This is a genomic window from Pseudomonas sp. GW821-FHT02H09, from assembly GCF_059421425.1.
Genome location: NZ_JBWKVA010000012.1, coordinates 158,121 through 185,032 on the forward strand (window position 1 = coordinate 158,121; position 26,912 = coordinate 185,032).

The following is a 26,912-nucleotide window of genomic DNA, read 5'->3' on the forward strand; positions in this document are numbered from 1 at the left end:
TTGGCCTTGTAGGAGCGAGGCTTGCCCGCGATGAGGCCCTCAAGGTCGCCGCTACTCACAAGGAGGTTCCCCGCATGTTCGATTTCCACCCCCAGCTCAAACAGCGCTTCGCTGCGTTGCGCACGGGCGCTGAATTCTTTTCGCTGCGCTACGTGCGTGAGTCGGGCCAGTACCTGTCGATGCGCAAGAACGTTGCAGAGCCCCCACACCTTGGCCGCGACGAAGGCGCGATGCTGACCGCACGGGTCAACGGCGTTGAAGCCTATGCCGCGACCAACGATCTTTCCCAATCCGGCCTGCAAGCCGCCCTCGAACGGGCCGAGCAGCAAGCCCGGTTGATCGCCGCCCACGCCCTGCTCGACCTGCGCCAACAGCCGGTTTCCAGCGAGCGCGGCGATTACTTGTCACCGAACTTCGAACACCCCTTCCCATCCCTGAGTGACTGCTACCAATTGCTCGGTGACGAATCCGCCGCCGTGCCAAAAGACGAGCGGTTGGTGAACTGGGAAGTGAGCATCGGCATCACCAATGTCGAGCAGATCTACCTCAACAGTGCGGGTGCCGAATTGCGCCAGGCGCAGCGTTTCGTCTACCCGAGCCTGGAGGTTACCGCCTACGACGGCAGCGACAGCCAGACCCGCAGCCTGGGCCGCGAGAACTTCGGCCAGCAGGGCGGCGCCGACGTGATCAGCCGCTGCGGGCTGGTGGGCGCCGGCCCAACAGTGTCCGACCAGGCCCTGCAACTGCTGCTGGCGCCGAACACCCCGCAAGGCCCGCGCGACCTGTTGTTGATGCCGGACCAGATGATGCTGCAGATCCACGAGTCCATCGGTCACCCGCTGGAACTGGATCGCATCCTCGGCGACGAGCGCAATTACGCCGGCACCAGTTTCGTCAAAGCCAGCGACTTCGGCAGCCTGCAATACGGCTCCAAATTGCTCAACGTGACCTTCGACCCGGACATTCCCGAACAGCTCGCCAGCTACGGCCATGACGACGACGGTACGGCCGCCAGCAAACAATTCCTGATCCGTGACGGGTTGCTGCTGCGTCCGCTGGGCGGCGCGCTGTCGCAATACCGCTCCGGCCTCGACGGCGTCGCCAACAGCCGCGCCTGTAGCTGGAACCGTCCGCCGATCGATCGCATGGCCAACTTGAATATCGAGCCGGGCGATCAGCCTCTTGAGCAACTGATCGGCGGCATCGAGCACGGCGTGCTGATGTCGACCAACCGCTCCTGGTCGATCGACGATGCGCGCAACAAATTCCAGTTCGGCTGCGAATGGGGCCAGTTGATCGAAAACGGCGAACTCAAGGGCGTCGTGAAGAACCCCAACTACCGTGCCATTTCCGCGCAGTTCTGGCGCAACCTCAGCGCCGTCGGTGACGCCGGCACCTTCAAGGTCCTCGGCACGCCGAACTGCGGCAAAGGCGAGCCGAATCAGGTGATCCGCGTCGGCCATGCATCGCCCGCCTGCGTATTCAGCAACGTTGATGTGTTTGGAGGGGATGCCTGATGAGTACTGCCATGAGTCAGGAGCAACAATTCCAGGCACTGGTCGGTTGGTTGCAGGGCAACCTGCGCGAGCCAGAGCAATTCACCCTGAGCTACGACGCCGAATCCTCGGAGTTCATTCGTTTCAACCATGCCAAGGTGCGTCAGGCCGGGCATGTGCAGCAGGCCAGCCTGAGCTTCAAGCTGATTGACGATGGTCGTCATGCAAACCTCGGCATCACCCTCGCCGGCGACCCGCAAGTCGACCGTCAGCGCCTGGCCGAAGGCCTGCAACAGCTGCGCGAAACCTTGCCGCTGTTGCCGCAGGACCCGTATCTGCTGCTCAACTACAACGGCTGGCAGAGCCAGAATGTGCAGGACCACCCACTACCGGACACCGCCCAGGTCGTTGAAGCCATCAGCCGTGCCGCTGACGGGCTCGACCTGGTCGGCTTCTATGCTGCCGGTCCTGTCAGCCGTGGCTTCGCCAGCTCGGCCGGGGCCTTTGGCTGGCATCAGGCCAACAGTTTCAACTTCGACTTCAGCCTGTTTCACGCCAACGGCCAAGCGGTGAAAGCCAGCTACGCCGGGCATGACTGGAGCAGCGAGGGTTTCGCCAAGCGCTTCCAGCAGGCCCGCGAGCAGTTGCAACACCTGAGCCGCCCCCTGCGCACGTTGGCGCCGGGACAGTACCGTGCTTACCTCGCGCCGGCTGCCCTTGAGGAAATTCTGGGCATGCTCTGCTGGGGCGGCTTTTCGGCCCGCTCGATCGCCAGCAAGAGCAGTCCGCTGCAACGACTGTACGGCGGCGATTGCGCGTTCAGCCCGCTGGTGTCTCTGGATGAGAAAGTGACAGGCTCGCTGAGCCCGGCGTTTTCCGGCGAGGGTTATCCACGTAGCGATCTGACACTGATCAATGCCGGCCAGGCTGATGCGCAACTGGTCAACTCGCGCAGTGCCGCCGAATACGGCCTCACCGCCAACGGCGCCGCTAGCGGCGAAGCGCCGAGTGCATTGAACATGGCGGCGGGTTCGCTGGCGCAGGAAGACATTCTCAAGCAACTGGGAACTGGCCTGTACATCAGCAACCTCTGGTACCTGAACTACTCGGACCTGCCGGCCGCACGCCTGACCGGTATGACTCGCTTCGCCACTTTCTGGGTGGAAAACGGCGAGATACAGGCACCGGTCAGCACCATGCGTTTCGACGACAGCGCCTACAGCTTGCTCGGCTCGCAACTGGAAGCACTGACCCGCGAGCGGGAACTGATTTTGTCGGCCAGTACCTACAGCCAGCGCCAAACCGCCTCGGCGCTGCTGCCGGGAGCGCTGGTCAGCCGACTCACGTTGACCCTGTAGTGACGATCGCCCCCACGCTCTGCGTGGGAGTGTATCCATGGACGCTCTGCGTCCGCTCTTGAACGGTGACGCGGAGCGTCACGGGCTGCATTCCCACGCAGAGCGTGGGAACGATCACTGACTCACACTCACAAGAGGTCCCATGCCCAACCGCCCGACGCTTGATGCAACAACCGCCCGCTGGGTGCCGTGGGTAGTGGCCATCGCGTTTTTCATGCAGTCCCTCGACGGAACAATCCTCAACACAGCATTGCCCGCCATGGCCCGGGATCTGGCGGAGGACCCGCTGCGCATGCAAGGCGTGGTCATCGCCTACATGCTCACCGTGGCCCTGCTGATTCCCGCCTCGGGCTGGATCGCCGACCGCTTCGGCACCAAAAAGATTTTCTTCGGCGCGATATTTCTGTTCAGCATCGGCTCGCTGCTCTGCGCGTTATCCCACTCGCTGAACATTCTGATCGGCGCCCGGGTCGTGCAGGGGCTGGGCGGCGCACTGATGTTGCCGGTAGGCAGGCTGGTGGTGCTGCGGGCTTACCCACGCTCTGATCTGGTGCGGATTATGGGTTTCATCACCATTCCCGGCCTGCTCGGCCCGCTGCTCGGCCCGACCATGGGCGGCTGGATGGTGCAGTACCTGACCTGGCACTGGATTTTCCTGATTAATCTGCCGGTCGGCCTGATCGGCTGCTACGCCGTCTGGCGCTTCATTCCCGACCTGCGCGGCAGCGAGCGCACGCGCTTCGACGGCCTCGGTTTCCTGTTCTTCGGCGCGGCGATGGTACTGATCACCATCGCCATGGAGGGTCTCGGCGAACTGCACCTGCCGCACTTGCGGGTGATGTTGCTGCTGTTCGGTGGCATGGCCTGCCTCGCGGCGTATTGGCTGCGGGCCGGGCACATCGACAACCCCTTGTTTGCACCGTCGCTATTCAAGACCCGGACCTTTGCCGTGGGCATCCTCGGTAACCTGTTCGCTCGTCTGGGCAGCGGCGCCCTGCCGTTTCTGGTGCCGTTGCTGCTGCAAATCGCCCTCGGTTATTCGCCGTCCCAGGCCGGGATGAGCATGCTGCCGCTGGCCGCGGCGGCGATGATCGCCAAATCCATCGCCCGGCCGCTGATCGAACGCCTGGGTTATCGGATCGTGCTCACCGGCAACACCCTGGCGCTGGGTTTACTGCTGGCGAGCATGGGGCTGGTCAGCGAACAAACGCCTTACGGGTTGTTGCTGTTTCAATTAGCGCTGCTCGGCGCAGTCAACTCGTTGCAGTTCACCGCGATGAACACCGTCACCCTGATCGACCTCGATGACGCCAGCGCCAGCAGCGGCAACAGCCTGCTGTCGGTGGTCGCGCAGCTGTCCCTGAGCCTGGGCGTGGCCTGTGCCGGCGCCCTGCTCGGCGGCTTTACCGCTGAGGTGGGCAACGACGGTGTGAACAGCGTTTTGGGCGCCTTCCAGTTGACCTTCGTGACCGTCGGCATCATGGCAATGCTGGCTGCGGCGATCTTTTTGCAGCTGTCGCCAAAAGACGGCCGGCGTATTCGCCGTCCGCAAGAGCACATCGAGCCGTAGTTTCTGACAAAAGGTGCCCGCACCTGGCTACTTTTCGTCCATAACTTGCAGGGAAAATGCTTTGGACTGGTACACTGCGCGACATTTTGTTTTGCAGGCCAGTCCCGTGACCACCATCGCCACCGCTTTTAATACTTTGCCGCTGTCCGCCGCCATGCTGGCTAACCTCGACTCCCTCGGTTATGCCCAGATGACGCCGATCCAGGCGCAAAGCTTGCCGGTGATCCTCAAGGGGATGGACCTGATCGCCCAGGCCAAGACCGGTAGCGGCAAAACCGCCGCCTTCGGTATCGGCCTGTTGAACCCGATCAATCCGCGCTTCTTTGGCTGCCAGGCACTGGTCATCTGCCCGACCCGTGAGCTGGCCGACCAGGTCGCCAAGGAAATCCGTCGCCTGGCCCGCGCCGAAGACAACATCAAGGTCCTGACCCTGTGCGGCGGCGTGTCCTTCGGCCCGCAGATCGGTTCGCTGGAACACGGCGCGCACATCATCGTCGGCACCCCGGGCCGGATTCAGCAGCATCTGCGCAAGGGTTCGCTGGTGCTCCATGGCCTGAACACCCTGATCCTCGACGAAGCCGACCGCATGCTCGACATGGGTTTCTACGATTCCATCGAAGAAATCATCGCCCAGTCCCCGGAGCGTCGCCAGACCCTGCTGTTCTCCGCCACCTACCCGGTGGGCATCAAGCAGCTGGCGTCGAAGTTCATGCGCAACCCGCAGCAAGTGAAGGCCGAGGCGTTCCACGACGACACGCAGATCGAACAGCGTTTCTTCGAGATTTCGCCGGAAGAGCGCATGGACGCAGTGGTCAAAGTCCTCGCGCATTTCCGTCCGCAGTCCACTGTGGCGTTCTGCTTCACCAAGCAGCAGGTGCAGGAAACCGTTGATCACCTGACCGCCAAAGGCATTTCCGCCGTCGGCCTGCATGGCGACCTGGAACAGCGCGATCGTGACCAGGTGCTGGCGATGTTCGCCAACCGCAGTACTTCAGTACTGGTCGCCACCGACGTCGCCGCTCGCGGTCTGGACATCGATGCGCTGGACATGGTGGTCAACGTCGAACTGGCCCGTGACTCGGAAATCCACATCCACCGCGTCGGCCGTACCGGCCGTGCCGGTGAGAAAGGCATTGCGATCAGTCTGGTCGCGCCGTCCGAAGCCCATCGCGCCCAGGCCATCGAGCAGCTGCAGAAATCGCCACTGAGCTGGGATCAACTGGACAACCTGAAATCCCAGGGCGGCGCCCCGCTGCTGCCGGCCATGAGCACCCTGTGCATCGGCGCCGGCCGTAAAGACAAGGTTCGCCCGGGCGATATCCTCGGCGCCCTGACCGGCGATGCCGGCATCCCGGGTGCCCAGGTCGGCAAAATCGCGATCTTCGACTTCCAGGCCTACGTGGCCGTGGAACGCACAATCGCCAAGCAGGCTGTGCAGCGCTTGAGCGAAGGCAAAATCAAAGGCCGGTCGCTGCGCGTGCGGATTTTGTAAGAACATGATCGTTCCCACGCTCCCGCGTGGGAATGCATCCCGTGACGCTCCGCGTCACAAAAGCGGACGCGGAGCGTCCAAGGCGGCGTTCCCACGCAGAGCGTGGGAACGATCGAACATGTTGAGGGTTTCGTTTTGCGCTCTACCGAAGTCGTGATCATTGGCGCTGGCGCCGCAGGTTTGATGTGTGCACTGACCGCCGCCGGGCGTGGGCGCAAGGTGATGTTGATCGACCATGCAAACAAGGCCGGCAAGAAAATCCTGATGTCCGGTGGTGGGCGCTGCAATTTCACCAACATGTACACCGAACCGAACAATTTTCTCTCGCAGAACGCGCACTTTTGCAAATCCGCCCTCGCCCGCTACACCCAATGGGATTTCATCGGGTTGGTGGCCAAGCACGGCGTGCCGTACCACGAGAAGAAGCTCGGCCAGTTGTTCTGCGATAACAAATCCAGCGACATCCTCGCCATGCTGCTCGAGGAGTGCGAACAGGTCGGCGTCAGCCTGCACCTGGACACTTCGATCCAGCAGATCGAAAAATTCGAAAGCGGGTACCTGCTGGAAACCACCCTGGGGCAGTTGACCTGCGAATCCCTGGTGATCGCCACCGGCGGCCTGTCGATTCCAACCCTCGGGGCTACCGGTTTTGGCTACCAAGTGGCCAGGCAATTCGGCCATGAGCTGCTGCCGACTCGCGCAGGGCTGGTGCCGTTCACCATCACCGATCAGCTCAAAGAGTTGTGCGGCGAGCTGTCGGGTACCTCGGTGGATTGCCTGGTGAGCTGCAACGATCAGAGTTTCCGCGAGAACATCCTGTTCACCCACCGTGGCCTGAGTGGCCCGGCAATTTTGCAGATTTCCTCGTACTGGCAATCGGGCGACACCGTGGAGATCAACCTGCTACCCGATTACGACGTGCCGGGCTGGCTGCAACAGCAACAAGCCGAACGCCCCAACAGCGAGTTGAAAACCCTGCTTGGCGAGATCTTTACCAAGAAGATGGCCAACCTGCTGGCCGAACAATGGTTCGCCTCCAAGCCAATGAAGCAGTACACCCACGCTGAGTTGGCCGATATCGCCGAAAAGCTGGCGTGCTGGAAGCTGGTGCCGGCCGGCACCGAAGGTTATCGCACCGCGGAAGTAACGTTGGGCGGCGTGGACACTCGCGAAGTGTCATCCAAAACCATGGAATCGCTGAAAAGCCCAGGGCTGTATTTCATCGGCGAAGTACTGGACGTCACCGGGCACCTCGGCGGTTTCAACTTCCAGTGGGCCTGGGCCTCCGGCTACGCCGCCGCGCAGTACGTTTAATCAACACAGACCTCCTGCGTAGCAGCTGGCGCAGCCTGCGTCCGGCTGCGCGGCAGTCGTAAAACCAGACGGTGCGGTGTGCCAGGCAAATCGCGGCGCCTGACTTGCCAGGACTGCGTCCTGGAACGCAGCCTGCGGCAGCTGCTACATGGTGTTATCCAACAGTTGCTCCCACGGAACAGATTTTGCTGTCAGATGTGATCGACGCCATTGCGTCGACGTCATTACTGGCTCAATTTAGCTGCATTGCCCCGGAAGGCCTTCGCACTTCATGTCATCGACCTCGTTCCGTCAGTCTCTGCGGCGCCTTTGGGCGCTGGATAAATTCAGCTACAGCGTGCGGGTATTCGTCGCCCTGACCGGTACGATGGCGCTGTGTTGGTATCAGGATGAAATGGGCCTGCTGATCCCGTTGTTCCTGGGGATTATCGCCAGCGCCCTGGCCGAGACCGACGACGGCTGGCAAGGCCGCTTGAATGCCTTGGCCGTGACCCTGGTCTGTTTCAGCGTCGCGGCGCTTTCCGTCGAACTGTTATTCCCCTACCCGCTGATTTTTGTCGGCGCTCTGGCGCTGGCCAGTTTCAGCCTGACCATGCTCGGCGCCTTGGGCGAACGTTATGGTGCGATTGCTTCGGCGACCTTGATTCTCTCGGTCTACACCATGATTGGCGTGGACCAGCGCGGCGGCGCGGTCAACGACTTCTGGCATGAGCCGGTGCTGCTGGTGGCCGGTGCCGCCTGGTACGGCCTGCTATCCGTGGTGTGGCAGGCGCTGTTTTCCAACCAGCCGGTGCAACAGAGTCTCGCCCGGCTGTTTCGTGAGCTGGGTTATTACCTGAAGCTGAAGTCGTTGCTGTTCGAGCCGATCCGGCAGATGGATGTCGAGGCGCGGCGTCTGCAACTGGCCCAGCAAAACGGCCGGGTCGTCGCAGCGCTCAACGCCGCCAAGGAAATCATTCTGCATCGGGTCGGCAATGGCCGACCGGGCTCGAAAGTCAGCCGCTACCTGAAGCTGTACTTCCTCGCCCAGGACATCCACGAACGCGCCAGTTCTTCCCACTATCCCTACAACGCGCTGGCCGAAGCCTTTTTCCATAGCGACGTGCTGTTTCGCTGCCAGCGCCTGCTACGCCAGCAAGGCAAAGCCTGCCGGGCACTGGCCGAGACGATTCAGTTGCGCCAACCGTTCGTGTATGACGCCAACTTCGCCGAAGCGCTGAGCGACCTGCACGCCTCCCTCGAACACTTGCGCATCCAGAGCAACCCGGCCTGGCGCGGCTTGCTGCGCTCTTTGCGTGCGCTGGCGGCAAACCTGAGCACCCTCGACCGGCTGCTCAGCGATGCGAGCAACCCCGACAGCCTGGCCGACGCCACCGACAGCAGTCTGCTGGACCGTTCGCCGCGCAACCTCAAGGACGTCTGGACGCGCCTGCGAACCCAACTGACGCCAACTTCGCTGTTGTTCCGCCATGCCCTGCGTTTACCCCTGGCCTTGAGCATTGGCTACGGCATGGTGCATTTGATTCACCCGTCCCAAGGCTATTGGATCATCCTCACCACACTGTTCGTCTGCCAGCCGAACTATGGCGCGACCCGGCGCAAGCTTGGTCAACGGGTCATCGGCACGGCGATCGGTTTGACTGCGGCCTGGGCACTGTTCGATCTATTCCCAAGCCCCCTGATCCAGTCGCTGTTCGCCATCGCCGCCGGGATAGTGTTCTTTATCAACCGCACCACCCGTTACACCCTGGCCACGGCGGCGATCACCTTGATGGTGCTGTTCTGCTTCAATCAGGTCGGCGACGGTTACGGGCTATTCCTGCCACGACTGCTCGATACCTTGCTCGGCAGCCTGATCGCGGGGCTTGCGGTGTTCCTGTTCCTGCCGGACTGGCAAGGTCGACGCTTGAACAAAGTGCTGGCCAATACCCTGACCTGCAACAGCATCTACTTGCGGCAAATCATGCAGCAATATGCCATCGGCAAAAGTGACGATCTGGCGTATCGCCTGGCCCGACGCAATGCCCACAACGCCGATGCGGCGCTGTCGACCACGCTGGCCAACATGCTGATGGAGCCGGGGCATTTTCGCAAAGAAGCCGACGTCGGGTTCCGCTTTCTGGTGCTCTCCCACACCTTGCTCAGCTACTTGTCGGGCCTCGGTGCCCACCGTGAAACCCCGTTACCGCCGCCAGTGCGCGAGCAATTGATCGACGGCGCCGGCGTCAGCCTGGCGGCGAGCATCGATGAAATCGCTCAAGGGTTGGCAAGCAAACTGCCGATTGCGATTCAGAGCGATGCCGAAGAAGCGCTGGCCAATGAGCTGGAACAGATGCCGGATGAAATCGACGAAGGCCAGCGGCTGGTGCAAACCCAGCTGGCACTGATTTGCCGCCAGCTCGGCCCATTGCGGACCCTGGCGGCGCATTTGATCAAGGATACCAGCGAGGATTAGCAGGGTAGATCGTTCCCACGCTCTGTGTGGGAATGCCTCACTGGACGCTCCGCGTCCGTTTTCGGATGTGACGCGGAGTATCACGGGCTGCATTCCCACGCAGGAGCGTGGGAACGATCATCAGAAACAGCTTCGCTTCAGGTTACATCCCATGCTGCTTCAGCAACCGGTCATAACTCCCGTCAGCCTTCATCGCCGCGATCTCCCGATCGAAACCGGCGACGATTTGTTGATGCTCGGGATTTTTCAGGCTGACCAGAATATGCAGGCTGTTCTCGCTCAACGGCTTGGGCACAAACTCCACCCCGTTGCGCACCCTGGGCGACTCACGGGCCAGGTAGTAGCGCGCGACGTATTCATCTTCCAGGGTCAACTTCACGCGGCCGGCGGCCAGCATCCGCACCGCCATCGAAAAGTTGTGCACAGGCACTTTCTGTAAGTCCGGGTCTGCGTCGAAGGCCGAGGAATAGGCATAACCACGCACCACAGCGATCGGATATTCATGCAATTGCTGCAAATTGTCGTATTCGATCGGCTCATCCTTGCGCTTGATAAAGCACACCCGATTGATTAGATACCCGCTGGAAAACTGCCCCAGATGGGTCCTGGCCTCGTTGAACCAGGCATTCACCAACACGTCGTAACGCCCTTCGCCAACGCCCTGCAAGGCTCTGGCCCAAGGTACTTGCTCGAATTCACTGGCATAGCCGGCCCGCGCCAGGGCAGTACTGACTATATCGGTGGCTAACCCGCCATTAACCAGCGTGGCATCGGTAAACGGCGGCCAGGCATCGGCTACCAGACGCAATTTTTCCGCGTAAACGCTCTGACCCAGCAAGAGCAATCCAATCAAAGCAAAGGCTCGATGCAATCGCGGCATGCTAAAACATCCTTAGCGGGCGGGCTGCCCAGCGTGTTTTTAGCCAAAACTCGAAGGCCCGTGTGCCGGTACGCCGCCACAACTCCGGTCCTAACACTAGCTCATGGGAGCCACTGCACAGAGCTACCCAGCAGATTACACAAAGAAGACAGGAGCGAGCAAAATGAATGATGGCAATTTGATTTTTCTCACATAAACGACCTCTGCCGGCGGCAGACATCCACTCGCAGGACGCTTAGTATCCGAACCAGGTTTCTTACAGGATGAACAGATGACAATCGATTGGGTCTGCAAACACCACAGCGATCTGGGCAAGGAGCAGTTGTACGCCATTTTGCAATTGCGCACGGAAGTCTTTGTTGTCGAGCAGAAATGCGCCTATCAAGAAGTCGATGGCCAGGACCTGGAAGGTGACACCTGCCATTTGATGGCGTGGGACGGTGATCGGTTAGTGGCGTACTTGCGTTTGCTCGACCCGGTCTCCCAAGGCGGGGACGTGGTCATCGGCCGGGTGGTGATTGCACCGCACGCGCGAGGCAAAGGGCTGGGGCATGAACTGATGGCCAACGCCTTGAAGCAGGCTGAAAAGTACTGGCCTGAGGTCCCGATCTACTTGTCGGCCCAAGCGCATTTGCAGGGCTATTACGAGCGATACGGGTTTGTCGTGGCGGGTGAGGAATATCTTGAAGATGGTATTGCGCATATCGGGATGCGCAAATCCTGAACCTGATCGTTCCCACGCTCCAGCGTGGGAACGATCAGTGCTCAGGGATACCCCAACACCGCTTTGATTTGCCCAAGATTCTGCGTAATCCAGCCCTTATCAATCGCCCCCCAACTGTGGATCTGATAACGCCCGGCATGGTTGCGAGCACCGTCCTGCTGCTCGAACTCACAGACGATATCCAGATCCGCGAGCGCCGCGATCGTGTCCTGCGCCGTGCGTCGGGGCATGCCGGTGACGTCGATGAGCGCCGGGACGCTGCTGGCCAGCTGGCTGTCGATCAGGTAAGCCACGTACAAGCGGCGGTAAAAGCTGCTCTTGGTCTTGCTCACGTCCATCCACAAACTCCTTGTCGGTAACCGTTACGAAGCCACAACGGTCTTGCCCTGCATGTCCCGGTACGTCAGGTAAATCCGCAGGTCGAATTCCAATTGGTGATAGCCCGGCAGCATGTGCTCGCAGAGCTGATAGAACGCCTTGTTGTGGTCGGATTCTTTGAAGTGTGCCAGTTCGTGCACCACAATCATGCGCAGAAATTCCGGTGCCGCGTCCTTGAACAATGACGCGATGCGTATCTCCTTCTTGGCCTTGAGTTTGCCACCCTGCACCCGCGAAATGGCGGTGTGCAAACCAAGGGCGCGATGGGTCAAATCCAGGCGGTTATCGAACAGCACTTTGTCGATGGCCGGTGCATTACGCAGATGCTCCTGCTTGAGCGCCAGAGCAAAGCTGTACAGCGCCTTATCGCTCTGCACCGCGTGCTTGTGTGGATAACGCTGGCTCAAATAGTCGCCCAGCCGATCTTGCGCAACCAGCTGACGCACTTGCTCTTGCAAGGCAGCGGGATAAGCCTGGAGATATTTCAGCGCAGTCATGGGGCAGCAACACAGTCACGAAAGATCGCCAGTGTAGCGAATTCAGCCCTCCAGCGCGCTCCAGTCAAACGGCAGTGCAAAACGGCTAACGTCACGGGCCATCAGCGGATGCGCCACCAGAGAGCCTTGCGCGTACTGACAGCCATTGGCCTGCAACCACTGATACTGCTCGTGGGTTTGCACACCTTCAGCGATCACCAGCAAACCGAACCGCTTGCACAGATCGATAACGCTGCTGGCCATCGCTGCATCGCGCGGCGAATCGAGCAAGCGGGCAATCAGCTGCCGATCGAGTTTCAGGGTATCAAGTTCCAGGTCGCGCAGATGAGCCAAAGAGCAGTTGCCCATACCAAAGTCATCGAGCGCGACCCGCACCCCAAGCTTGCGCAATAGCCGCAGCTGCTTGCGAGCTTCATCGAGGTTTTGCATCAAGGCGTCCTCGGTCACTTCGACTTCCAGCTGTTGTGGCCGCAAGCCATGACGCTCGAGCACCTGACGCAATTCTGCCGCCAGATTGGGCATGCCAAACTGGGTACTGCTCAGGCTCACGCTGAGCACCAGGTCGTCAGCAAAAACGCTTCCCCAGTCACGCCGCTGAGCCGCACTCTGCTGGTAGATCCAACTACCCAGACAGCTGATCAGCCGTGCCTCTTCCAGCAATGGCAGGAACAACCCCGGCGGCACGTCACCGACGCTCGGGTGCTGCCAGCGCAGCATGGCTTCGAAACCGCGCAGACGGCCGTCGGATATCGCCACCTGAGGCTGGTACACCAGGTTGAAATCCTTGTTCTCAATCGCTGAGCGCACGCTTTCTTCGAGCATCAAACGCGAACGCGCGCGACCATTCATCTCGTAATCGTAGAACCGATACTGCTGGCGCCCCGCGCGCTTGGCCTCGTACATCGCGATATCCGCAGCCCGCAGCAAGCCGTCGAGGTTGGAGCCGCAGTCCGGGTAAGTAGCGATTCCGATGCTTACCCCAAGCGCCATATCCAGACCCCCGACTTGCTGACAAATCGACACCCGTTCAATGAGTTTCTCCGCTATTTTCGCCGCCTGTTCGGGGAACTCCAGATCGAGAAACGCGGTGAACTCATCGCCCCCCATGCGCGCCAGAATATCGAAGGAGCGCAAGCACGCCTTCAATTGCTCGGACACCCAGCGCAGCACCCGATCCCCGGCATCGTGCCCCAGGGAATCATTGACCCGTTTGAAGCCGTCAAGATCCAGATACAGCAGCACCGGCGTGGTGCCCGATCGCTCACTGCGCAGCAGCAGGTTCTCCACGGTCTGATAAAAGCCACGTCGGTTGAGCAACCCGGTCAAAGGGTCCGTGACCGCCTGGAATTCAAGCTGCTGATGCAGATGGCGCACCTCCGACATATCCAGCACGGTCACGACCATCGCCTTGTGCTCAGACGGCAGCGGCGCACACGACAATGCCACGGGCACCTGCTGGCCGGGAGCCGTGCGCAACACGGCGTCGTGCAAGCGCCAGGTGTCGCCACGGCGGTAGCCCGCATAAAGCTCCGAATCGAGCCAACGGGGCACATGAGGTTTTTGCAGAAAACTCACGAACTCCGCGCCCTGCAGCTCTGTCACCGGGGCATCGAGCAACCGCGAGATCGCCGGGTTGGCGAAGCGGATGACTCCGCCTTCATCCACCACCAGAATCCCTTCAGCCGCGTTTTCCAGCACCGAGGCATTGAATGCCCTCGCCGCCTCCAGATCATGACTCAAGCACTGCAAGGCCAGACGATTGCGCTGGTATTCCAGCAATGCCTGGACTTTGGGTTTGAGAATCTGCGGGTCGAACGGCTTGAACAGGTAATCGACCGCACCGTTGGCGTAGCCCTTGATCACGGCGTCCCGGGACTGCTCGTTGGCGGTAAGGAAAATGATTGGAGTCAGGCGGGTACGCTGGCTGTCGCGCATCAAGCGTGCCACTTCAAAACCATCCATCCCGGGCATCTGCACATCCAGCAGCACCAGGTCGACTTCATGTTCGAGTAATAAGCCCAGAGCCTCGACCCCGGAGGCGGCGGTCATTACGCACCAGTCCTGCTGCTGTAACAACGCACGCATGCTGATCAGGTTTTCAGGATAGTCATCAACGATCAAAAGGACTGAGCGGACTTCACCTGGCTTGGGCTGCGCGCATTCCATGCTGCTTCTCTTGTCTGGACGTCATTCCGGTAACCGAGGGAACACCGGACAAATAGTGAGCCTTCACTCTAGTCCCGGATCAGACAAAGCAGTAGATGTCACCACGCTATCATTTAACCAAATCCTCAGGCACCCGACTAACGGTCAGCGCTTCTGCCCCGGTAAACCGGGGTTAAATGACACGCAGTCATTAAACTGACGTCAATTTTATGAAATGTCGAACCCATACGCAGGACACCGCAAGACTTGTAGGAGCGAGGCTTGCCCGCGATCGCCCGCGCAGCGGTCGCAAAACCTTACATCACGGCCCATCAGACAGAATGCGGATGCCGGATTTGCGTGCGCTTCGTCCGAACACGGCCCGACTCGTTCGCGGGCAAGCCTCGCTCCTACCAGAGCTGTGTTCCGGCCGGCAGTGCTGCGTTTTTTTGAAACATTGATTCATCGTTACAAACGAAGTACCAGATTCAGAGCCGAATCCTGCTGGATGCTGTAATCCGACAATGTGCGTCCATCTTCCAGTTTTATTCCTGAAAAATTCAAACGTTGCTGGTCCGGGGGGATTCCCTCTTTGTCCTGGATCTTCGCTTTGACGCTCTCGATCGTATCCGACGGTTCCGTCTCTAACGGGCGCCCACAAAAAACCCGCATCTCTGCGGGTTTTTTACTAACGCTATTAAACGCTCAGGCTTAGTTGACCTTGGCGTTCAACTCACCTTTGAGGTAACGCTGGAACATCGCTTCCAGAGAGACCGGCTTGATCTTCGAAGCATTGCCCGCAGTACCGAAGGCTTCGTAACGAGCGATACATACATCACGCATCGCCGTCACGGTGGCGCCGAAGAATTTACGTGGGTCGAATTCGCTCGGGTTGGTGGCCATCAGGCGGCGCATGGCGCCAGTCGATGCCAGGCGCAGGTCGGTGTCGATGTTGACCTTGCGTACGCCGTGCTTGATGCCTTCGACGATTTCTTCAACCGGTACGCCGTAGGTTTCTTTGATGTCGCCGCCGTACTGGTTGATGATCGCCAGCCACTCTTGCGGAACCGAAGAAGAACCGTGCATCACCAGGTGGGTGTTAGGGATGCGTTTGTGGATTTCCTTGATGCGGTCGATGGCCAACACGTCGCCGGTAGGTGGCTTGGTGAACTTGTAGGCGCCGTGGCTGGTGCCGATGGCGATGGCCAGGGCGTCGACCTGAGTACGCTTGACGAAGTCAGCGGCTTCTTCCGGGTCGGTGAGCATCTGGCTGTGATCCAGCACGCCTTCCGCGCCGATGCCGTCTTCTTCACCGGCCATACCGGTTTCCAGCGAACCCAGGCAGCCCAGCTCGCCTTCTACCGAAACGCCGCAGGCGTGAGCCATGGCTACGGTCTGTTGAGTGACACGGACGTTGTAGTCATAGTCGGTCGGGGTCTTGCCATCTTCGCCCAGGGAACCGTCCATCATGACCGAGCTGAAGCCCAGCTGGATGGAACGCTGGCAGACGTCAGGGCTGGTACCGTGGTCCTGGTGCATGCACACCGGGATGTGCGGAAACTCTTCGATCGCGGCCAGGATCAGGTGACGCAGGAATGGCGCGCCAGCGTATTTGCGGGCGCCGGCCGAAGCCTGGACGATCACCGGGGAGTCAGTCTTGTCAGCGGCTTCCATGATGGCGCGCATCTGCTCAAGGTTGTTGACGTTGAAGGCTGGAACGCCGTAGCCGTATTCGGCTGCGTGGTCCAGCATCTGGCGCATGCTGATAAGTGCCATTGGGTGTGTATCTCCCGGTCGAGGGTCGTTAATCGTGCAAGCCTGCCGTAGCGGCGGCTGCTATTCAAGTTATTGCAGATCGGGGGTTAGCCCTGGCTGCCAATCAATTCAGTCATCACGCGGTCCGTAGCAGCTGGCGAAGCCTGCGTTCGGCCGCGAAGCGGTCGTAAAATCGGTTATCCGGATTATCCTGACAAACCGAGGTGTCTGGTTCTACGACCGCTTCGCGGCCGAACGCAGCCTAGCGGCAGCTGCTACGGGTATCCGGCCTTACGGTGTTTTACAGCCACGGCCGATCAAATCGTTGGTGGCGACCCAGTAAACCAGGCCTTCCTCACCTTTTATGTGAAACGCCAGCATGTCATTGCTGTACAGCGAGCCCGAGCCGCCTGGCTCAAGCTTCAGGCGATACACCTGGTCGCTGCCGCTCAGGCGTAGATCGACTTCCTTACGACTGCTATCGGTGTAACGCCAGACTACTTGCGCCTGGCTGTCACAGCTCCAGGTTGTCCAGCTATCCTGCTGCGGCGACTCGAGCAAGTGCAGGTTGGTGCAACCTGCAAGCAACGCCAGCACCGCCACGGCGATAAAGCCTCTCATCGGTGTTCCTCGACTTGCGGCTCACCGCCGCAAGCACAGCGCGTTATTGAATCTGACCCGTCAAGGGCAACCATGTTCCATGGCCTTGGCAGGAGTCTCGTACTTATCCAGACCATCCGGTCCCGAGCGCTTGTCGATCACCGGAGCGGTTTCGGCCTGCCAATCGGCTTGGTAGCAACCTTTTTCCGGCCCACCTGCTGCAGGTTCAGGTCTGGCGGCGTTCGGAGCACTGGCACAACCGGCCAGCAAGCCCGCGACGATCAATAGCGGTAATGTCTTGACCATGTGAATGTTCCTTTTTCCGGCCAGATCAACCTTTACGCTTTCGCGCGGCTTTCCAGCACTTCAACGGCTGGCAGCACTTTGCCTTCGACGAATTCGAGGAATGCGCCACCACCGGTAGAAATGTAGGAGATTTGCTCGGCAACGCCATATTTATCGATGGCTGCCAGGGTGTCGCCACCGCCAGCGATGGAGAATGCCGAGCTGTCGGCGATGGCCTGGGCCAGGACTTTGGTGCCATTACCGAACTGGTCGAATTCGAACACGCCGACCGGGCCGTTCCACAGAATGGTTTTCGACGACTTCAGCAGTTCAGCGAAATGCGCTGCGGTTTGTGGACCGATGTCCAGGATCATGTCGTCTGCAGCTACGTCAGCGATCAACTTGACGGTCGCGGCGGCGCTTTCAGCGAATTCCTTGGCAACCACCACGTCGACCGGCAATGGCACGCTGACTTTTGCAGCGATGGCACGGGCGGTGTCCAGCAGATCCGGCTCGTACAGCGATTTGCCAACCGGGTGACCGGCCGCAGCGAGGAAGGTGTTAGCGATGCCGCCACCAACGATCAGCTGATCGCAGATCTGGCTCAGGCTGTTCAGCACGTCGAGTTTGGTCGAGACCTTGGAACCGGCAACGATGGCCGCCATTGGCTGGGCCGGGGCGCCAAGGGCTTTGCCCAGTGCGTCCAGTTCGGCCGCCAGCAACGGGCCAGCGGCGGCGACTTTGGCGAATTTGGCTACGCCATGGGTCGAACCCTCGGCACGGTGAGCGGTGCCGAAGGCGTCCATCACGAACACGTCGCACAGGGCGGCGTATTGCCGGGCCAGTTCGTCAGCGTTCTTTTTCTCGCCTTTGTTGAAGCGCACGTTCTCGAACAGCACGATGTCGCCGGCCTTGACGTCAACGCCCCCCAGGTAGTCGGACACCAGCGGCACTTCACGGCCCAGGGCCTTGCTCAGGTAATCAGCAACCGGCTTGAGGCTGTTCTCGGCCGAAAATTCACCTTCGGTCGGACGGCCAAGGTGCGAGCAGACCATCACGGCCGCGCCTTTTTCCAGGGCCAGCTTGATGGTCGGCAGCGAAGCCAGGATTCGCGCATCGCTGGTGACAACACCGTCCTTGACTGGGACGTTGAGGTCTTCGCGGATCAATACGCGCTTACCTTGCAGATCGAGGTCGGTCATCTTCAACACGGTCATGGGTCGCATTTCCTGGGTTACTGCTGTTGAGAAGCAGAGAGTGGAGAGTCAGGTTTTGGAGTAGCGGTGTGCAGATAGTGTTCTGCAACATCCAGCATTCGGTTGGCAAAACCCCATTCGTTGTCGAACCAGGCCAGCACGTTCACCAGCCTTGGGCCGGAAACGCGGGTCTGACTGGCATCGACGATCGCCGAATGTGGGTCATGGTTGAAATCACAACTGGCGTGAGGCAATTCGGTGTAAGCCAAAAGACCTTTGAGCGGGCCGCTGGTAGCCGCCTCGCGCAGGATCCGGTTGACCTCGGTGGCGTCAGTGTCAGTCACGGTTTGCATCGTGATGTCGAGGCAAGACACGTTGACCGTCGGCACGCGTACGGCTTTGGCCTGAATTCGCCCGGCAAGTTCCGGCAGCAGGCGTTCGATACCTCGCGCCAGACCGGTGGACACCGGGATCACCGACTGGAACGCCGAACGGGTGCGGCGCAGGTCTTCGTGGTGATAGGCGTCGATCACCGGCTGGTCGTTCATTGCCGAGTGAATCGTGGTGATCGACACGTAGTCCAGACCAAAGGCCTGATCCAGCAGACGCAACAGCGGCACGCCGCAGTTGGTGGTGCAGGACGCGTTGGAGACCAGCAATTCATCGCCGGTCAGGCAATCCTGATTGACGCCGTAGACGATGGTGGCGTCGACATCCGCTTCACTGGCCATCGGCTGGGAAAACAGCACGCGCGGCGCGCCGGCGTCGAGGAAACGCTGGCCGTCTGCGCGGGTGTGATAAGCGCCGGAGCACTCCAGCACCAGATCGACGCCAAGCGACACCCAATCGATGCCTTCGGGGGTGGCACTGCGCAGGACCTTCACGCAGTCGCCATTAATATGCAGACAATCACCGTCGACCCTCACCTCTCCGGGAAAACGCCCATGGGTGGAGTCGAAGCGTGTCAGGTATTCGATGCTGGCCATATCAGCCAGATCATTGATCGCAACAATTTCAAACCCGGCGCTCGCCCCTCGCTCGAACAAAGCACGCAAGACGCAACGACCAATCCGGCCGTAGCCGTTGAGTGCAACTTTGTAGGGACGCGGTTGAGGCATGGGGTTCTCGATAATGCGCAGCAGACGAATTCTGTAAACAACACGGACCTGTAGCAGCTGGCGCAGCCTGCATCCGGCCGCGTAGCGGTCGTAAAATCAGGCACCGCGCTCCAATTGAAGATACGCGCTGTCAGGTTTACGACCGCTTCGCGACCGGACGCAGCCTTCGGCAGCTGCTACAGGGGATCGCGGCAGCCAGTGGCTACCGCGTCCGCGTTTTTTAGTCTTCCAGCAGCTCTTCAGCCTGACCCAGGATGTTTTCCAGGGTGAAGCCAAACTCTTCGAACAAGGCTGGCGCAGGCGCCGACTCGCCGTAGGTGGTCATGCCGATGACGCGACCTTCCAGGCCCACGTACTTGTACCAGTAATCCGTGTGAGCAGCTTCGATGGCGATACGGGCGCTGACCTGCAACGGCAGAACCGCTTGCTTGTAGCCAGCATCCTGAGCATCGAAGACGCTGGTGCATGGCATGGAAACCACGCGCACCTTACGGCCAAGTTCTGTCAGTTTGTCGAAGGCTTGAACCGCCAGACCAACTTCGGAACCGGTTGCGATCAGGATCAGCTCAGGCTCGCCTGCGCAGTCCTTGAGCACGTAGCCACCACGGTTGATGTACTCAATCTGCACGGCATTACGGGTTTGGTGCTGCAGGTTCTGACGCGAGAAGATCAATGCCGACGGACCGTCGTCGCGCTCCAGCGCACATTTCCAGGCCACGGCCGATTCAACGGCATCGGCCGGACGCCAGGTGTCGAGGTTCGGCGTGCAGCGCAGGCTGGACAGTTGCTCGATCGGTTGGTGAGTCGGGCCGTCTTCGCCCAGACCGATGGAGTCGTGGGTGTAGACGTAGATTACGCGTTGCTTCATCAGCGCCGACATGCGCACTGCGTTGCGGGCGTATTCCATGAACATCAGGAAGGTCGCGCCGTAAGGCACCAGACCGCCGTGCAGCGTCACGCCGTTCATGATCGCGCTCATGCCGAACTCGCGAACGCCGTAATACATGTAGTTGCCGCTGGCGTCTTCAGCGCTGACGCCTTTGCAGCCTTTCCACAGGGTCAGGTTGGAACCGGCCAGGTCAGCGGAGCCACCCAGCAGTTCCGGCAGCATTGGACCATAAGCATTCAAGGCATTCTGGCTGGCTTTACGGCTGGCGATGGTTTCGCCTTTGGCCGCCACTTCAGCGATGTAGGCCGCAGCTTTCTCGGAGAAGTCCTCTGGCAGCTCGCCACTCAGGCGACGGATCAGTTCGTTGGCCAACTCCGGGAAGTCTGCAGAGTAAGCAGCAAAACGCTGGTCCCACTCGGCTTCGGCAGCACGACCGGCTTCTTTGGCGTCCCACTCGGCGTAGATGTCGGCCGGGATTTCGAACGGCTCGTAGTTCCACTTCAGGGCAGCGCGGGTCAGAGCGATTTCATCGGCCCCCAGTGGTGCGCCGTGGCAGTCTTCCTTGCCTTGCTTGTTCGGCGAGCCGAAGCCGATGGTGGTCTTGCAGCAGATCAGCGTCGGTTGCTCGCTTTTGCGTGCGGTTTCGATCGCAGTCTTGATTTCGTCCGGGTCGTGGCCATCGACATTGCGGATCACTTGCCAGTTATAGGCTTCGAAACGCTTAGGGGTGTCGTCAGTGAACCAGCCTTCAACTTCGCCGTCGATGGAGATGCCGTTGTCATCGTAGAAGGCGATCAGTTTGCCCAGGCCCAGAGTACCGGCCAGGGAGCAGACTTCATGGGAAATGCCTTCCATCATGCAGCCATCACCCAGGAACACGTAGGTGTGGTGGTCGACAACGTTGTGGCCTGGACGGTTGAACTGCGCCGCCAGGACTTTTTCCGCCAAGGCGAAACCGACAGCGTTGGCCAGACCCTGGCCCAGCGGGCCGGTGGTGGTTTCAACGCCTGGGGTATAGCCATATTCCGGGTGACCCGGGGTGCGGCTGTGCAGCTGGCGGAAGTTTTTCAGGTCATCGATCGACAGGTCATAGCCGGTCAGGTGCAGCAACGAGTAGATCAACATCGAGCCGTGGCCGTTGGACAGGATGAACCGGTCACGGTCGGCGAACGATGGATTGCTCGGGTTGTGCTTGAGGTAGTCACGCCAAAGTACTTCGGCGATATCCGCCATACCCATAGGGGCACCGGGATGGCCGCTGTTGGCTTTTTGCACGGCATCCATGCTGAGGGCACGAATGGCGTTGGCACGCTCACGACGGCTGGGCATCGCTGATCTCCTGGGGGCTAAATAAAACGAAACGGAAAAAAGGCGAGCATTTTCCCCCAGCGGACAGCCTTGGGGCAATGACAGATAGTCACTCAAGCGACTTTTTCCTGTGGATAAAGGCCCAATCTCTTGGTGAAACCATTCCGCTGTTCATTTGTAGCGTGAACCCAGGCCCTTGAAGTGCCATTTATCGAGCAATATCAAAACTTTTTGATATTGCTCTTGCGAGGATTTCGCACCCTCACTAGACTGCCAGCCCTATGAACCTGCGCGTACCTTCCATTCGCCATGACGAATCCGATGAGCTGGCTGCCCTGTGCAAAGCCGGCGGCGATCCGTTACGGCTGAATGTATTGCGTGCGCTGGCCAACGATTCGTTCGGCGTGCTGGAGCTGGCACAGATCTTCGCCATCGGCCAATCCGGCATGAGCCACCATTTGAAGGTGCTGGCCCAGGCTGACCTGGTGGCGAGCCGCCGCGAAGGCAACGCGATTTTCTACCGTCGTGCCCTGCCCCACACCGAGCTGCTGGGCGGCAAGCTGCACGCAGCCCTGCTCGATGAAGTGGACAACCTGACCCTGCCTGCCGATGTGCGGTCGCGGATCGGTCAGGTCCATGGGCAGCGGGCAGCGGCCAGCCAGGACTTCTTCTCACGGGTTGCGGAAAAATTTCGTGCCCAGCAGGACTTGATCGCCGGGTTGGCGCAATACCGCGAAAGCGTACTGGCGCTGCTCGACAAGCTGAGTTTCGACAGTGGCGCCACGGCCATTGAAGTCGGGCCCGGCGACGGCGGTTTTCTGCCAGAGCTGGCGCAACGTTTCAGTCAGATCACGGCGCTGGACAACAGCCCGGCGATGCTCGAACTGGCACGTCAGGTCTGTGAGCGTGAATCCCTGACTAACGTCAGCCTGCAATTGGCCGATGCATTGAATGGCGTAAGCCTTCAGGCCGATTGCGTGGTGCTGAACATGGTGCTGCACCATTTCGCGGCACCGGCCGAGGCACTCAAGCACATGGCCAACTTGCTGCAACCAGGCGGTAGCCTGTTAGTGACAGAGTTGTGTAGCCACAATCAAAGTTGGGCCAGGGAGGCCTGCGGTGATCTTTGGTTGGGTTTTGAACAGGACGATTTGGCCCGTTGGGCCACCGCTGCGGGACTCGTTCCCGGGGAAAGCCTCTATGTAGGCTTACGTAATGGTTTCCAGATCCAGGTACGCCACTTTCAGCGACCGGCTGGCGACACTCACCATCGGTAAATTCAGGAAACCATCGAGATGAGCGAATATTCCCTTTTCACCTCCGAGTCCGTGTCTGAAGGGCATCCGGACAAAATCGCCGACCAGATTTCTGATGCGGTGCTGGACGCCATCATTGCTGAAGACAAGTTCGCCCGTGTGGCGTGCGAGACTCTGGTGAAAACCGGCGTAGCAATCATCGCTGGCGAAGTCACCACTTCGGCCTGGGTTGACCTCGAAGACATCGTCCGTAACGTCATTATCGACATCGGTTACGACAGCTCCGACGTCGGCTTCGACGGTGCGACCTGTGCCGTGATGAACATCATCGGCAAGCAGTCGGTAGACATCGCCCAGGGCGTTGACCGCAGCAAGCCGGAAGACCAGGGCGCCGGCGACCAGGGCCTGATGTTCGGCTACGCCAGCAACGAAACCGACGTGCTGATGCCAGCACCGATCACCTTCTCTCACCAGTTGGTGCAGCGCCAGGCTGAAGCCCGTAAATCCGGCCTGCTGCCGTGGTTGCGCCCGGACGCCAAATCCCAAGTCACCTGCCGTTATGAAAACGGCAAGGTCGTGGGCATCGACGCCGTCGTTCTGTCGACCCAGCACAACCCGGAAGTATCTTACAAAGACCTGCGCGAAGGCGTGATGGAGCTGATCGTCAAGCACGTGCTGCCAGCCGAGCTGCTGCACAAAGACACCCAGTTCCACATCAACCCGACCGGCAACTTCATCATCGGTGGCCCGGTTGGCGACTGCGGCCTGACCGGCCGCAAGATCATCGTCGACACTTACGGCGGCATGGCTCGTCACGGTGGTGGCGCATTCTCCGGTAAAGATCCATCGAAGGTTGACCGCTCTGCGGCCTACGCCGGTCGTTACGTGGCCAAGAACATCGTCGCTGCAGGCCTGGCCGAGCGTTGCGAGATTCAGGTTTCCTACGCCATCGGCGTTGCTCAGCCGACTTCGATCTCGTTGAACACCTTCGGCACCGGCAAGATCAGCGATGAAAAAATCATCAACCTGGTCCGTGAATGCTTCGATCTGCGTCCATACGCAATCACCACCATGCTCGACCTGCTGCACCCGATGTACCAGGAAACCGCAGCCTACGGCCACTTCGGTCGTACGCCGGAAGTGAAGACCGTCGGCAACGACACCTTCACCACGTTCACCTGGGAACGCACCGACCGCGCCGAATCCCTGCGCGCTGCTGCCGGCTTGTAATCGTTCTTCCGCTACACCTAAAGCCCCGCACGGTTCGCCCTGCGGGGCTTTTTTGTGCCCAGACCGACACACCCGGAAAGACACCGACTCGCTCACCAGCGCTCTCCATCACCGCAGCTGACCTAGCCTTAAGCATCCCACCCGAGCAAGGATGCTCACGATGCGTCTGTTCACCGGTTTATGGCTGGTCCTCTGTTACCTGAACGCCAACGCGAACACTTGCCCCGACTGGCCACCGGCACGAGCCGAGAAGGAGATCGGCGCATTGCAACACCACATCGATCGCTGGGACGACAACTACCATCGACAAGGTCGCTCTCTGGTCACCGACGAGCTTTACGACCAGTCCCGCGCCCGACTCACACAATGGCGTGCGTGTTTCCCCCTGGCCAACGAGCCATTGAATCGTCCCTTGCGCACCGCTATTGGGCCCATTGCCCATCCCATCCCCCATACCGGCCTGGAGAAACTCGCCGACAGCCGCGCCGTCGAAGCCTGGCTCAATAGCCGCAACGACGTATGGATTCAACCAAAAGTCGATGGCGTGGCAGTAACGCTGGTGTATCGCCAGGGCCGGTTAACGCAGGCGATCAGTCGCGGTGACGGTGTCCAGGGGCAAGACTGGACAGCCTCGGCCCGCAAGCTCGACGCCATCCCCGCGCACCTGCCGCAAGCTGTCGATCTGCAGCTTCAAGGCGAACTCTATTGGCGCCTCACCGACCATGTGCAAGCCAAGGCCGGCAGCCTCAACGCCCGCAGCACCGTTGCCGGATTGATGGCGCGCAAAGAACTCAGTACTGCCCAGGCTGATGGTATCGGGTTGTTCGTCTGGGATTGGCCGCAAGGCCCGGCCACCCTGCCCGAACGGCTGACCGGTTTGAAGGCGCTGGGCTTTATCCAAAGCGTGCAATACAGCCATCCGGTTACACGTTTTGCTGACGCCGAACAATGGCGTGAACACTGGTATCGCACGCCCCTGCCGTTTGCCAGCGACGGCGTGGTGCTGCGCCAGAGTCAGCGCCCACCCGCACAACGCTGGCAAGCCAAAACACCTTATTGGAGTGCCGCCTGGAAGTACCCGTTTGCCCAGGCTTTGGCAGAAGTGCGCAAGGTCAATTTCAAGATCGGCCGTACCGGGCGAATCACCCCGGTACTGGAACTCAAGCCGGTGACACTGGATGACCGGCAGATCAAACGCGTGAGTGTCAGCTCACTGCAACGCTGGCAGGCGCTGGACATCCGTCCCGGCGATCAAGTCGCGATCAGCCTGGCAGGCTTGACCATTCCCCGCCTCGACAGCGTCGTTTTGCGCAGCACGGAGCGCCCGGCGGTAGTCGCACCGCGAGCGGAGGACTTTCATCACCTGAGTTGCTGGCAGCCTGTACCGGGATGTGAGAGCCAGTTCCTGGCACGCCTGATCTGGCTCAGTGGCAAGCAGGGGCTGGCGTTGCAACATATTGGCCCCGGCACCTGGGAAAAACTGATCAGCGCCGGGCGCATCAACAGTCTGCTCGATTGGTTGACCCTCGACCCGCAAGAGCTTGCTAACATTGACGGCTTCGGCGAACGCAGCAGCGCCCGCCTGCTCAGTAGTTTGCGCGACGCCAGGCAACGCCCTTTTGCACGCTGGCTGAAAGCCTTGGGCCTGCCGCCGACAGCTGATGCCCGCCTCACAGGCCCATGGCAGGCACTGGCAGCAAGAAGCACCGAACAATGGCAAACCGAAGCCGGGATCGGCCCGGGACGGGCCGCGCAATTGAGCGCGTTTTTCCGCGACCCGCAGGTACTGGCCTTGAGTGAAGAATTACGTGCTGCCGGGATTGATGGCTTTTAGTGGCCTCCCGGCAGTTTTGAACCCGATGAGTGTAGATGAGCTCCAACAGCGCATCTGTATGCAGACCTGAAAGCGATTTTTTTCACGGAGCCTTTATGAATTTTTTGTCACCGCTCGCCCTGCTCACGGTTTGCAGTCTGCTGGCCACCCCCTTGCTGGCCACAGAAGAAACCCTCGGGCTCACCGGCTGTGCGGCTAAAGGTCAGGCCATCAGCACCCAGATCGACCAGGCTAAAACCAACGGCAACAGTGATCAGCAAGCGGGTCTTGAAAAAGCCCTGAGCGAAGTTACTGCCCATTGCACCGACTCGTCTTTAAAGAAAGAGCGGGAGAACAAGGTGCTCGATGCCAAGCACGAAGTCAGCCGCCGTCAGACCGACCTTGAGAAAGCCATGAAAAAAGGCGACTCCGAGAAGATCAACAAACTCAAAGACAAACTCGCCAAGTCCCGCAAAGATCTGCAGGACGCACTGAACGAGCTGGATAAGTAAGGCTGGACAAGGCCGGTGCTAGTTGTGGCAAGGGGCCTTTGTGGCGAGCGAGCTTGTTCCCTCGCCACAGGGTTATCTATTGAGCTGAAAGATCAATGATCACGAAACTGCTTATGACACGCACTACAGGCATCTTCGACTTTCTGCACCGCCGGGCCCAGGTTACTGGCCTTGTAGGGCTGAACCTTGCTGACGATCACCAGTTCGCCGGTGGCGGCTTCCAGCGTGCGGGCCAACTCCTGAAAGCGTGCCTGCTGCTGCCAGACATTGTCCTTGGCGCTGGTGTGACCCTCTTCCTTGACCTGTGGAAAATGCTTCCACGGTTCGCGGGACAAACTGTCCAGTTTCACCGCTCCTTCGGCAAAGCGCCCCCCGTCGAAGGGAATGCGCCCGCGCAACATACCGCCCAGGTCTTCACCAGCCTTGAGCATTTGCTTGAAGATTGCCTTGCGCTGACCCAGCGGCGAGTTCGGATCGACACCGCCGCAGGCGGACAGCGTCAAGCAGGCCAGCAATACAACAGAAAGTCTTTTAAGAGTCATGGTGGCTTCAGGTCACGGGAAACGGCGGCCAGTATCCTCGCGTCATCCGCAAAGACCAATAGCCCTATTAACAATACGGGTTGTTTGAACGCTTCAAGC

The 26,912-nt window shown here is 60.0% G+C and carries 23 protein-coding genes; 11 read left to right on the forward strand and 12 right to left on the reverse strand.

Annotation, left to right across the window (positions count from 1 at the left end):
* Positions 1-74 precede the first annotated feature (74 nt).
* The 6 genes from AC07VR_RS17860 (at position 75) to yccS (ending at position 9,685) form a co-directional block, all read left to right on the forward strand.
* On the forward strand, positions 75-1,517 hold the full coding sequence (locus AC07VR_RS17860) for a TldD/PmbA family protein (protein ID WP_495012010.1): 1,443 nt from the start codon (positions 75-77) through the stop codon (positions 1,515-1,517).
* Positions 1,517-2,854 carry a TldD/PmbA family protein gene (locus AC07VR_RS17865; protein WP_495012011.1) on the forward strand — a complete coding sequence of 446 codons (1,338 nt, stop codon included), beginning with the start codon at positions 1,517-1,519 and terminating at the stop codon, positions 2,852-2,854. Before AC07VR_RS17860 ends, AC07VR_RS17865 begins: the two co-directional genes overlap by 1 nt.
* A 142-nt stretch (positions 2,855-2,996) precedes the next feature.
* Positions 2,997-4,424, forward strand: a complete 1,428-nt coding sequence (mdtD, locus tag AC07VR_RS17870; RefSeq protein WP_494990648.1) for a multidrug transporter subunit MdtD — start codon at positions 2,997-2,999, stop codon at positions 4,422-4,424.
* Positions 4,425-4,578: 154 nt separating this feature from the next.
* Positions 4,579-5,916, forward strand: coding sequence for an ATP-dependent RNA helicase DbpA (gene dbpA, locus AC07VR_RS17875; protein WP_494991171.1), 1,338 nt, complete (start codon positions 4,579-4,581; stop codon positions 5,914-5,916).
* Positions 5,917-6,051: 135 nt separating this feature from the next.
* Entirely contained in the window at positions 6,052-7,230 is a 1,179-nt protein-coding gene (locus tag AC07VR_RS17880; RefSeq protein ID WP_495012012.1) for a BaiN/RdsA family NAD(P)/FAD-dependent oxidoreductase, read from the forward strand.
* Between the two features lie 271 nt (positions 7,231-7,501).
* Entirely contained in the window at positions 7,502-9,685 is a 2,184-nt protein-coding gene (yccS, locus tag AC07VR_RS17885) for a YccS family putative transporter (RefSeq protein WP_495012013.1), read from the forward strand.
* 142 nt (positions 9,686-9,827) lie between these two features.
* Here the strand turns inward: yccS and AC07VR_RS17890 are convergent, their stop codons facing one another.
* On the reverse strand, positions 9,828-10,565 hold the full coding sequence (locus AC07VR_RS17890; RefSeq protein WP_494990651.1) for a substrate-binding periplasmic protein: 738 nt from the start codon (positions 10,563-10,565) through the stop codon (positions 9,828-9,830).
* 271 nt (positions 10,566-10,836) lie between these two features.
* Between AC07VR_RS17890 and AC07VR_RS17895 the strand changes: the two genes are divergently transcribed.
* On the forward strand, positions 10,837-11,289 hold the full coding sequence (locus tag AC07VR_RS17895; RefSeq protein ID WP_494990652.1) for a GNAT family N-acetyltransferase: 453 nt from the start codon (positions 10,837-10,839) through the stop codon (positions 11,287-11,289).
* 41 nt (positions 11,290-11,330) lie between these two features.
* On the opposite strand, the gene AC07VR_RS17900 is transcribed toward AC07VR_RS17895, so the two are convergent.
* The 10 genes from AC07VR_RS17900 to tkt all read right to left on the reverse strand — a co-directional run bounded on the left by AC07VR_RS17900 (position 11,331) and on the right by tkt (position 21,481).
* Positions 11,331-11,627, reverse strand: a complete 297-nt coding sequence (locus AC07VR_RS17900; RefSeq protein ID WP_494990653.1) for a winged helix-turn-helix domain-containing protein — start codon at positions 11,625-11,627, stop codon at positions 11,331-11,333.
* Between the two features lie 24 nt (positions 11,628-11,651).
* The gene (locus AC07VR_RS17905) at positions 11,652-12,164 is read right to left on the reverse strand and encodes a M48 metallopeptidase family protein (RefSeq protein ID WP_495012014.1); all 513 of its coding nucleotides are present in this window, start codon (positions 12,162-12,164) and stop codon (positions 11,652-11,654) included.
* A gap of 42 nt (positions 12,165-12,206) precedes the next feature.
* The gene (locus AC07VR_RS17910; protein ID WP_494990655.1) at positions 12,207-14,330 is read right to left on the reverse strand and encodes a putative bifunctional diguanylate cyclase/phosphodiesterase; all 2,124 of its coding nucleotides are present in this window, start codon (positions 14,328-14,330) and stop codon (positions 12,207-12,209) included.
* 447 nt (positions 14,331-14,777) lie between these two features.
* Positions 14,778-14,981, reverse strand: a complete 204-nt coding sequence (locus AC07VR_RS17915; RefSeq protein WP_495012015.1) for a ubiquitin-like protein — start codon at positions 14,979-14,981, stop codon at positions 14,778-14,780.
* A gap of 39 nt (positions 14,982-15,020) precedes the next feature.
* The gene (fba, locus tag AC07VR_RS17920) at positions 15,021-16,085 is read right to left on the reverse strand and encodes a class II fructose-bisphosphate aldolase (protein ID WP_123426473.1); all 1,065 of its coding nucleotides are present in this window, start codon (positions 16,083-16,085) and stop codon (positions 15,021-15,023) included.
* A gap of 270 nt (positions 16,086-16,355) precedes the next feature.
* Positions 16,356-16,685: an MliC family protein gene (locus AC07VR_RS17925; RefSeq protein ID WP_495012016.1), complete on the reverse strand. Its 330-nt coding sequence runs from the start codon at positions 16,683-16,685 to the stop codon at positions 16,356-16,358.
* Positions 16,686-16,745: 60 nt separating this feature from the next.
* The gene (locus AC07VR_RS17930) at positions 16,746-16,970 is read right to left on the reverse strand and encodes a hypothetical protein (protein WP_494990658.1); all 225 of its coding nucleotides are present in this window, start codon (positions 16,968-16,970) and stop codon (positions 16,746-16,748) included.
* A gap of 32 nt (positions 16,971-17,002) precedes the next feature.
* The gene (locus AC07VR_RS17935) at positions 17,003-18,166 is read right to left on the reverse strand and encodes a phosphoglycerate kinase (protein WP_494990659.1); all 1,164 of its coding nucleotides are present in this window, start codon (positions 18,164-18,166) and stop codon (positions 17,003-17,005) included.
* 17 nt (positions 18,167-18,183) lie between these two features.
* On the reverse strand, positions 18,184-19,263 hold the full coding sequence (gene epd, locus AC07VR_RS17940) for an erythrose-4-phosphate dehydrogenase (protein WP_494990660.1): 1,080 nt from the start codon (positions 19,261-19,263) through the stop codon (positions 18,184-18,186).
* 220 nt (positions 19,264-19,483) lie between these two features.
* Positions 19,484-21,481 (reverse strand): transketolase, encoded by a 1,998-nt coding sequence (gene tkt / locus AC07VR_RS17945; protein ID WP_494990661.1) that lies wholly within the window; start codon positions 21,479-21,481, stop codon positions 19,484-19,486.
* A gap of 260 nt (positions 21,482-21,741) precedes the next feature.
* Here tkt and AC07VR_RS17950 point away from each other — a divergent pair, with 260 nt between their 5' ends.
* The 4 genes from AC07VR_RS17950 (at position 21,742) to AC07VR_RS17965 (ending at position 26,271) form a co-directional block, all read left to right on the forward strand.
* Positions 21,742-22,737, forward strand: coding sequence for an ArsR/SmtB family transcription factor (locus AC07VR_RS17950; RefSeq protein WP_494990662.1), 996 nt, complete (start codon positions 21,742-21,744; stop codon positions 22,735-22,737).
* An 18-nt stretch (positions 22,738-22,755) separates the two neighbouring features.
* On the forward strand, positions 22,756-23,946 hold the full coding sequence (gene metK, locus AC07VR_RS17955) for a methionine adenosyltransferase (RefSeq protein ID WP_495012017.1): 1,191 nt from the start codon (positions 22,756-22,758) through the stop codon (positions 23,944-23,946).
* Positions 23,947-24,097: 151 nt separating this feature from the next.
* On the forward strand, positions 24,098-25,780 hold the full coding sequence (gene ligB / locus AC07VR_RS17960; RefSeq protein WP_495012018.1) for an NAD-dependent DNA ligase LigB: 1,683 nt from the start codon (positions 24,098-24,100) through the stop codon (positions 25,778-25,780).
* Between the two features lie 95 nt (positions 25,781-25,875).
* Positions 25,876-26,271: a DUF1090 domain-containing protein gene (locus tag AC07VR_RS17965; RefSeq protein WP_495012019.1), complete on the forward strand. Its 396-nt coding sequence runs from the start codon at positions 25,876-25,878 to the stop codon at positions 26,269-26,271.
* Between the two features lie 92 nt (positions 26,272-26,363).
* Here the strand turns inward: AC07VR_RS17965 and AC07VR_RS17970 are convergent, their stop codons facing one another.
* Positions 26,364-26,813: a c-type cytochrome gene (locus AC07VR_RS17970; protein ID WP_495012020.1), complete on the reverse strand. Its 450-nt coding sequence runs from the start codon at positions 26,811-26,813 to the stop codon at positions 26,364-26,366.
* Positions 26,814-26,912: the final 99 nt, after the last annotated feature.